Below are 9,151 nucleotides of genomic sequence, written 5' to 3' on the forward strand. Positions count from 1 at the left end.
AGCTGGCAACACTAGATGTTTTTCTCTATTCTATAAAGTAATATTTTCTTCTGTTTTTAACTCTTTTTCGAATAAGGTAGCCGATGAAGTTACAGCAACTTAGATATATATGGGAAGTGGCGCGACACGATTTGAACGTATCGGCTACCGCACAAAGCTTATATACCTCTCAGCCTGGGGTCAGTAAACAGATACGTTTGCTAGAAGATGAATTGGGAGTTGAAGTCTTTGCACGCAGTGGCAAGCATCTCACCCACATTACGCCAGCAGGTGAAAAAATTATTGAGTTGGCGGGTGAGATATTAAATCAAACCCACAATATTAAACGAGTCGCGAAAGAATTTAGTGATGAGCGTAAAGGTTCTTTGGATATCGCGACTACCCATACTCAGGCACGCTATGCGTTGCCTAAAGTCATTAATGAATACATTGCTGACTACCCAGATGTGGCCTTACATATGCACCAAGGGACACCTATGCAGATTGCTGAAATGGCCAACGATGGGGTGGTAGATTTTGCGATTGCCACCGAAGCGCTGGAAATGTTCGGCAACCTGGTGATGTTGCCTTGTTATAAATGGAACCGTTCTGTGGTGGTGCCGAAAGATCACCCTTTGGCCAAGGTGTCTCCTTTGACATTGGAAGCGTTAGCAGAGTACCCGATTGTTACTTATGTGTTTGGTTTTACTGGTCGCTCACAATTGGATTTGGCTTTCCAAGAGGCTGAGTTGGAGCCTAATGTTGTCTTTACCGCAGCGGATTCGGATGTCATTAAAACCTATGTGCGTTTAGGGTTAGGGGTCGGTATCGTGGCTTCTATGGCCTATGATGAAGCGCAAGACAGTGACCTGATTGCTTTAGATGCCTCTCATTTATTTGAAGACAGCTGTACTAAGATAGGGATCCGCAGTAATACTTTTATTCGCGGCTATATGTACAAATTCTTGGAATCTTTTGCGCCACACTTAACCAAAGATAGAGTTATGGCGGCAATGGAAGCGGGTAATCGACAAGATGTGGAACTACTGTTTGAAGGTATTGAGTTACCACGACATTAAATCGGCAAGCACCTTTGAATATCTTTTATTAAAAACCACAGCCTAGGATGTGGTTTTTTGCTTCTAATGTCGGATTCAGATATTAGTTTTGTAGGCTTAAAGCCAGTTGTGCAATGCGTTGCCCTTGCGCTTCGCATAGATTCTTTTCGTCTTCACTCAAGTTGCTTTCACTTTGGCTGCTGGCCAGGTGGCTGGCGCCATAGGGTGTACCGCCAGTAGTCGTTTGAATAAGTTCTTTATTGCGATACGGCAGGCCTGCCCACACCATGCCATGATGCAGAATTGGTGTCATCATGCTGTGAAGGCATTGTTCTTGACCGCCGTGCATAGTGCTGGCGCTGGTAAAGCCGCAAGCGGGTTTGTCTATTAGGCGACCTGTTAACCAGAGAGTGGAAGTTTGGTCAATGAAATGCTTTAGCGGTGCCGCCATGCTACCAAAATAAGAGGGTGAGCCCAGTGCTAAGCCCGAACATTCTGCTAGTTCTTCAAGTGTACAGTAGGGTGCGCCTTCATCAGGAATGGCTGGGCTGGCTACTGTGGTCGTGTCAGCAACGTCCGGCACTTGGCGAACTTTGGCTTCTATGCCGCTTACTTTATTAACACCGCGGGCAATATATTTGGCCATTTCCGCAATTGAGCCGTGTTTGCTGTAAAAGAGTATGAGAATGTATGGGTTTGTTTGCATTAGAAAAGTTCCAGTACGGCTTCAGGTGGGCGTCCGATTTTAGCTTTGCCTTCATGTATAACGATTGGGCGCTCAATTAGGCTAGGGTTGTTTGCCATGGCACTAATGCGCTCTTCATCACTGCTGTCTTTATTTAAGCCTAGTTCTTTGTATAAGGCTTCCTTAGTGCGCATTAGTTCAATCGGCTGGATAGCCAGCTGGTCTAGCAGGGTGTGAATTTCTTCGGTACTTGGTGGCTCTTTTAAATACAAGCGTACCTCAGCGGTAATGCTTTGGTCGGACAGTAGTTGTAACGTTTGACGGGATTTGGAACAGCGAGGGTTGTGAAAAATAACAGTCATCTTTTGCTCTCTTTGGTATGTCTAGAATGGTACTTAGGGGGAGAGTAGCTCGCCCCCTAAGCAGTCAAAGCTAGCCGCGGTTGGCTAAGATAAAGTCAACGGCTTCTGCCATTGGAACGTCTTGGTTTTCGCCTGCAGTGCGAGATTTGTATTCAAGTTGACCTTTATCAAGGCCTTTATCACCCACCACTAGGCGGTGAGGAATACCAATCAGTTCGCAATCTGCAAATTTCACCCCTGGGCGCTCTTTACGATCGTCAAGAATGACATCCAGACCTTGTGCGCTAAGCTCTTGGTAAAGTCGCTCACACTCATTGCGAACGGCTTCAGACTTATCGTAGTTCATGGCGATGATGGCGACATCAAAAGGCGCGATACTGGCAGGCCAGATAATGCCTTTGTCATCGAAGTTTTGCTCAATAGCAGCGGCCACTACACGGGATACCCCAATGCCGTAACAGCCCATTTCCATCACTTGCGCTTTGCCATTTTCATCAAGCACAGTGGCTTTCAAGGCCTCAGCGTACTGTTGACCCAGTTGGAAAATGTGACCTACTTCAATGCCACGTTTAATGACAATTGTGCCTTTACCATCTGGAGAAGGGTCGCCTTCAACTACGTTGCGAATATCAGCAACTTCAAATTCAGCACAATCTCTCGACCAGTTTAAGCCGGTAAGGTGGTAGTCATCTTTGTTAGCTCCAGCGCAAAAATCCGACATAACCGCAGCACTTCTATCAACCACAATACGGATGCCTTTTTCTGCTAAGCCTTGTGGCCCGATAGAGCCAGGTTGGCAACCGATTTGGTCGATGATGTCTTGCTCGCTGGCAAATTCAAAAGGTTCAACAATACCGGCCAGTTTTTCGACCTTAATTTCATTGATGGAATGATCGCCTCGTAATACTAAGGCAACAATCGTCCCTTGACCGTCTTCTGATTGGCCTTTCACTAGCATGGTTTTAACGGTGCTGGTGACATCAAGCTTTAAAAACTCAGCCACTTTAGTAATGGTCTTGCAGTCTGGCGTGAATACTTCGGCCACGTCTTGGGTCGCTGGGTCTGCTGCCTCTTTTAGGCAGATGGCTTCAGCCAATTCAATGTTGGCCGCAAAGTCTGATGAATCACTAAACGCAATGTCATCTTCACCTGAGTCCGCTAATACATGAAATTCGTGTGAGTGAGCGCCACCTATACTGCCGGTATCTGCCAGCACTGGGCGGAAATCAAGGCCAATGCGATCAAACACATTGCAGTATGCTTGATGCATCACATCATAAGTCTGCTGCAAAGAGTCTTGGTTAATATGGAATGAGTAAGCGTCTTTCATGCTGAACTCACGAGAGCGCATTACCCCAAAGCGTGGGCGAACTTCGTCACGGAATTTTGTCTGAATTTGAAAGAAATTCAGTGGCAGCTGTTTGTAGCTGGTGACTTCGTTACGTGCGATGTCTGTGATCACTTCTTCGTGAGTAGGGCCAAGGCAGAAATCGCGATCATGACGGTCTTTAATACGCAGTAATTCTGCGCCATATTTTTGCCAACGGCCAGACTCTTGCCACAATTCTGCTGGTTGAACCACTGGCATACTCACTTCTAAAGAGCCTGCTTTTTCCATTTCGTCACGGACGATGTTTTCCACTTTACGCAATACTCTTAGGCCAGTCGGTAGCCATGTGTACAGGCCTTTTGATACTTGGCGAATCATACCGGCTCGTATCATTAGCTGGTGGCTGGCGACCACAGCATCGGTTGGGGAGTTGCGTAATGTTGAGTATAAATAGTTGCTTGCGCGCATGATAAATAAGTCTGTTTTAATAATGAGTGATGTTTAGCCGGCGAATCTTGGTTCGATCTGGCCTTGTGCATTTACGTCTAAAGCAAAAATACCGCCCGCTTGCGGGAAGGTTTCTAGTTCTTCCGTTGTTTGAGCTGAGCGACAGGTGCTGACGAATAAAGTTTTCATATCGGGTCCACCGAACGCCACCATGGTAGGGTAAGTTGCGGGCACGCTATGTTCTTCCAGTATTTCCCCAGCAGGGCTGATTTTTACGACACGTTGACCTTGGTATAACGCACTCCAATAATTGCCGTAAGTGTCGACTGCGCCACCGTCTGGGCGACCATTGCCATGAGGGAATTGTACAAAGACACGTTTGTTAGTGGCGGCACCTGTTTCTAGATCATAATCAAATTGATAAATCACATGATTCGGTGTGTCGGAATAATACATGGTTTTGTTGTCTGGGGAAAAGGCAAGGCCGTTTGACGTCCAGGCTGCTTGATCCAGAATTTTTGTTTGCCCTTGGCTGAACTGGTAAAGCGCGCCTTTAAAGGCATCTTTTGGCGCGTACATAGTGCCGGCCATAAAGCGACCTTTTGCATCGCAGCGGCCATCGTTAAAGCGTGTGCTTACTTGATCGTAGTCGGCTAACCAATAAGGTGTCAGCTCGCCGTGGAAGTCATTGAATGTGTAAACGCCACTGCGGAAAGCGGCAATGTATCCACCATTTTGGCTGAGTGAAAAACAACCGATTTCTTCATCAAATTCACGGCTATCAAGTTGTTTTGTTACTGTGTTGTAAGCGTGAAGTTTGAATGAGTCGATATCAACAAAGTATAGTGTTTGCGTGCGCTCATCCCAACGTGGACATTCGGCGAGTTTTGCTTGTGCGTCTAAGATACATTGCACATCAGTCATGCTGGCTCCAGTTCGTTGTAGAGTTAGATTATAGGGGTGCTATAGTGCTTATGAATGCCATTTTTGTAAAGTGAGAATGTAAATATGTTTGAATTGAATGCCGTGTTGGAACGTGACTCTATTTTAGTGGGGAGCTTTCCGTTGAGTCAGCTGAGATTGATTAATGATTGCCAGTTTGTTTGGTTTATTTTAGTTCCTCAGCGAGATGAGATTACCGAGATCTATCAGCTGTGTGAAGAAGACAGGCAGCAGCTGATGGCAGAGAGTTGCCTGTTAGCGGAAACGCTTCACGATGCTTTTTCCGCTGACAAGCTAAATGTTGCCGCTCTCGGAAATCAAGTGCCGCAATTGCACTTGCATCATGTGGTCCGATATACCACGGATGCCTGCTGGCCAGGGCCTATTTGGGGGCGTTTGCCGGCTATTTCTTATACAGAGGAAGAGTTGGCAAATATATTGCAAAAGGTACATTCATTACTAGGTGATGATCTGATATTGCCTAGTGCTAAGCCGAGCTAAGGCAAACGCTCAAGCTCTTACAAAGTATCTTATGCAGTTGAATACGCTAACTTGGAAAGCATGAATATGAGTATAAGCAGAAGAAAAAAAGCCATTCAAAAAGTTGTTAAACTACTTAACTTGGCCACTTCTACCAACTCCAGTGAATCCGGTGTTGCATTACGCCATGCCGAATCATTGATTGGTCAGTACGCAATTTCCCAACGGGAATTGCCGATGTTGCAATTATGCGATCGTTCTATGTTGTACAAAGTCAGTTGGGGTAAAAATGCTTTCAAGCAAACTCCCAAAGCTGAGGCAAAAGTGAAACCTGAGTCTTCTGTTTATCAGCGCCGCTTTAGTGAAAAAACTGCATCAAGAAACTCTGTAGACAGTGCTAATGCTTACGCTTCTGCAAAAACAATTTTAGACGACCTTGAATTGCAAACCTCTGAAGAAGGCAACCTAGACGCAGACCTTTCTGAGGCGGTTGCAATGGAAGAGATGGTAACTGACGAGATTGTTGCTGAAGATGTTGTCACTGAAGATATTGTCACTGATAGCGTCTCTGAAAAAGCCGAGGCGGAGTCTTTCTCAACTGAAGAGATGTCTGCAAATGCAGAGCAGTCAGTAGCGGATCTGGATGGTTTTGCGCCACAGGAAGAGGAACTTACCATTAATGCTACCGCTGACAATGTAATCGATGCTTCACAAGCCTTCCGCCAAGCTGGTTTTGACTTCACTCAAACGTTAAAGAATCAATATGCGGCCAGTAATCCTGATGTGCCTTTTTCAGAAGACGCCTATTGGTCGGAAATAGAAGAAAAGCTTGCAGCTTTTGATGAAAGCAAAGTCCAAGCGCAAATTGATAACTTAAATGCTCAATTGGCTTTGGCGAAAGAAAACTTACAAATCAAGCGTCAGCAAAGAGCGGAGCAAGAGCAAGAAGAGGTGCTTGAACGTTCTGAGCGTGCTCGTATAGAGCTAAGTTTTGAAGAAGCCATTGAACGCGCTTTTCAAGCTCGTGCTGCTGCGTATGAAGCGTGGGAAAAAGAATGCAGCCGTATCCGAATGGATAAGTTGAAAGATGAGCAAGAAGCTGTAGAAGGTTTTGAGTGTGTTCAGCAATCATTAAAGGAGCAGCAAACGGCTCTAGAACAATATGAGCAGCGTAAGGCCGATTATCAAGCTGCTAAAATTATGCATGAGTTGCGTCATCACCTTGCTTTGGCTGCGAATGGTGAAGAGGGGGCTGAGGCATCCTTCCAAGCGGTAATTAATAGTATGTCTGAAAATGGTCTTTCCCTAAAAGATCTAGAGTTTTCGGACATTAAGAATAAGAGTTTGTTTATTCGTCTACTAGAAAGAGAATCTGCGTCTATTACTGATGTGCATGAACGAGAAGAGCATACGGAAAATATGCTTGAGAAATTTCTATCGGCGAGCTTAAAGCAACGTCAAACTCGCAAGCATGAAAATCCATTGCAAAAAATACATGCTTTGTTGGCAGTGGCAAATGAGGGTGGGCAGTTTGAGACGCAAAAAAGCCTGGAGCAGGTTGTGCATTTGATGTCGGTGAATAACATTGACGTTCGCGATATTGGTTATCAGCACATCCGTAAATACTCAGTCTTCATTCGTCTGATCAACTGGCAGGCGGAGCAAATTTCAGTTCTGTCTGAGCGTGAAAAGTTCACCGCGAAAATTCTTGAGGAATATGTTCAGTTCTCCGTAAAGCCTGCTGAGATGGAATTAAACCAACAGGCTAACTGATTATTCTTGAATTGCTTTGACTAAATATACCGCCTATTCATTTGCATGATAGGCGGTATGTTTGCTTTTAATTGCCTGAAAAGCTTTCTTTGCGCAGTCGCTTCTTTTAACATTTCGCTTTCGATTTAATTCTAGTACTCAGCAGGAGAGAGGCATGAGCATAATTAAAGAAAGTGATCTGATCGATAGTGTGGCGGACGCCTTACAATTTATCTCCTATTATCACCCTCTAGACTTTGTGAATGCGGTTCACGAAGCCTATGAAAGAGAAGAGAGTCCAGCGGCAAAGGACTCTATGGCGCAAATCTTAATTAACTCTAGAATGTGTGCCGAGGGCAAGCGGCCGATATGCCAAGACACGGGGATCGTAACCGTGTTTATTAAAATTGGCATGAACGTTCAGTGGGAAAGTTCAAAAAGCGTTGAAGAGATGATTAACGAAGGTGTGAGTCGCGCCTATACTCATCCGGATAACGTACTTCGTGCTTCTATTCTTGCAGATCCTGCTGGCGCTCGTAAAAATACCAAAGACAATACTCCTGCGGTTATTCACATGGAAGTTGTTCCTGGTGATACAGTTGAAGTGCATGTGGCTGCTAAAGGTGGTGGTTCAGAAAACAAATCTAAGCTTGCCATGCTTAATCCTTCCGATGATATCGTTGAGTGGGTTAAGAAAACTGTACCCACAATGGGCGCGGGCTGGTGTCCACCAGGGATGTTAGGTATAGGTATTGGTGGTACTGCCGAAAAAGCTATGGTGATGGCGAAGGAGTCCTTAATGGAGCCTATCGATATTCATGAGCTTAAAGAGCGCGGCCCACAAAACCGAGTTGAAGAATTGCGTTTGGCCATCTTTGAAGCGGTTAATAATCTAGGTATCGGTGCCCAAGGTTTAGGTGGTTTAACCACGGTATTAGATGTCAAAATCATGGACTACCCAACCCACGCGGCGTCTCTTCCTGTTGCTATGATCCCAAACTGTGCAGCGACACGTCACGCTCACTTTGTATTGGATGGATCAGGTCCTGCGGATCTTGTGCCGCCTTCACTTGACGATTGGCCAGAAATCACCTGGGAAGTTGGTGAGAGTGTTCGTCGTGTTAATCTTGATGAAGTAACCCCGGAAGATGTTCGTGAATGGCAACCGGGTGAAACCATTCTTCTGAATGGCAAAATGCTAACGGGCCGTGATGCAGCTCATAAGAAAATGGTCGAAATGATGGCCAATGGTGAAGAGCTTCCAGTTGATCTTAAAGGTCGCTTCATCTACTACGTAGGTCCAGTAGACCCTGTGAAAGATGAGGCGGTGGGTCCTGCAGGACCAACAACTTCTACGCGCATGGATAAATTTACTCATAAAATGCTTGAGAGCACTGGCTTGTTAGGCATGATTGGTAAAGCTGAGCGTGGCCCTGTGGCAATCGAGGCGATTAAAAAGTTCGGTGCCGTTTACATGATGGCAGTTGGTGGCGCAGCTTACCTAGTGTCCAAGGCAATTCAAAAGGCTGAAGTCGTTGCATTCCCAGAATTGGGAATGGAAGCTATCTATGAATTTGAAGTCGTCGATATGCCAGTAACAGTAGCCGTAGATTCTGTGGGTACTTCAGTGCATATTACGGGCCCTGCTGAATGGAAAGCTAGAATTGAAGCGCAAGCGCTAGAAATTAAATAGTCTGAACAATCCAATTGCGCGTTAATTAAAGCCGATAGCACAGAACCAGTGTTATCGGCTTTTTTGACTTAGATAGCACTATTAAAGCAGGTTTTTTTCATAAAATTGGTGGGGATAAAGCACTATATGTAACTTTCTTTTGTCTTTTTAATAATAGTGGTTGCGAACAAATAAAATATCTGTATTATACACGACCTCAGCCACGCACCTGACGTGGCAACGCTCTTTAAAATAGATAATCAGATAATTTGTGTGGGCGCTCGCTGGAGACTTCAGAAGATCGACTTACTGGCTTTGTTGGTAGTTTGATCAAAAAAATTGAAGTCTTACGAGACGTCAAACACGTCAATTCGCTTTATAAGTAAATTGTTAGTGTTTCGATACTTGAGTAAGCAAACTTTTTTAACTGAAGAGTTTGATCAT

At 45.1% G+C, this 9,151-nt stretch carries 8 protein-coding genes; 4 read left to right on the plus strand and 4 right to left on the minus strand.

Annotation, left to right across the window (positions count from 1 at the left end; genetic code table 11):
- Positions 1-83: 83 nt before the first annotated feature.
- Positions 84-1,058 carry an HTH-type transcriptional regulator CysB gene (gene cysB, locus ACUM5Y_RS07760; RefSeq protein ID WP_445976290.1) on the plus strand — a complete coding sequence of 325 codons (975 nt, stop codon included), beginning with the start codon at positions 84-86 and terminating at the stop codon, positions 1,056-1,058.
- An 82-nt stretch (positions 1,059-1,140) separates the two neighbouring features.
- Here the strand turns inward: cysB and wrbA are convergent, their stop codons facing one another.
- The 4 genes from wrbA to ACUM5Y_RS07780 all read right to left on the minus strand — a co-directional run bounded on the left by wrbA (position 1,141) and on the right by ACUM5Y_RS07780 (position 4,785).
- Entirely contained in the window at positions 1,141-1,743 is a 603-nt protein-coding gene (gene wrbA, locus ACUM5Y_RS07765) for an NAD(P)H:quinone oxidoreductase (RefSeq protein ID WP_445976291.1), read from the minus strand.
- The gene (gene arsC / locus ACUM5Y_RS07770; RefSeq protein WP_445976292.1) at positions 1,743-2,084 is read right to left on the minus strand and encodes an arsenate reductase (glutaredoxin); all 342 of its coding nucleotides are present in this window, start codon (positions 2,082-2,084) and stop codon (positions 1,743-1,745) included. The genes wrbA and arsC overlap by 1 nt, the downstream gene beginning before the upstream one ends.
- Before the next feature lie 70 nt (positions 2,085-2,154).
- Entirely contained in the window at positions 2,155-3,882 is a 1,728-nt protein-coding gene (locus ACUM5Y_RS07775) for a proline--tRNA ligase (protein ID WP_445976293.1), read from the minus strand.
- A gap of 33 nt (positions 3,883-3,915) precedes the next feature.
- On the minus strand, positions 3,916-4,785 hold the full coding sequence (locus tag ACUM5Y_RS07780) for an SMP-30/gluconolactonase/LRE family protein (protein ID WP_445976294.1): 870 nt from the start codon (positions 4,783-4,785) through the stop codon (positions 3,916-3,918).
- Between the two features lie 84 nt (positions 4,786-4,869).
- Here ACUM5Y_RS07780 and ACUM5Y_RS07785 point away from each other — a divergent pair, with 84 nt between their 5' ends.
- The 3 genes from ACUM5Y_RS07785 to ACUM5Y_RS07795 all read left to right on the plus strand — a co-directional run bounded on the left by ACUM5Y_RS07785 (position 4,870) and on the right by ACUM5Y_RS07795 (position 8,728).
- Positions 4,870-5,304 carry an HIT domain-containing protein gene (locus tag ACUM5Y_RS07785; protein ID WP_445976295.1) on the plus strand — a complete coding sequence of 145 codons (435 nt, stop codon included), beginning with the start codon at positions 4,870-4,872 and terminating at the stop codon, positions 5,302-5,304.
- Between the two features lie 66 nt (positions 5,305-5,370).
- A complete protein-coding gene (locus ACUM5Y_RS07790; RefSeq protein ID WP_445976296.1) occupies positions 5,371-7,056 on the plus strand; it encodes a DUF2786 domain-containing protein in 1,686 nt (561 codons plus the stop codon).
- Positions 7,057-7,210: 154 nt separating this feature from the next.
- Entirely contained in the window at positions 7,211-8,728 is a 1,518-nt protein-coding gene (locus ACUM5Y_RS07795) for a fumarate hydratase (RefSeq protein WP_445976297.1), read from the plus strand.
- Positions 8,729-9,151: the final 423 nt, after the last annotated feature.

The sequence above is a fragment of the Marinomonas dokdonensis genome (assembly GCF_052747885.1).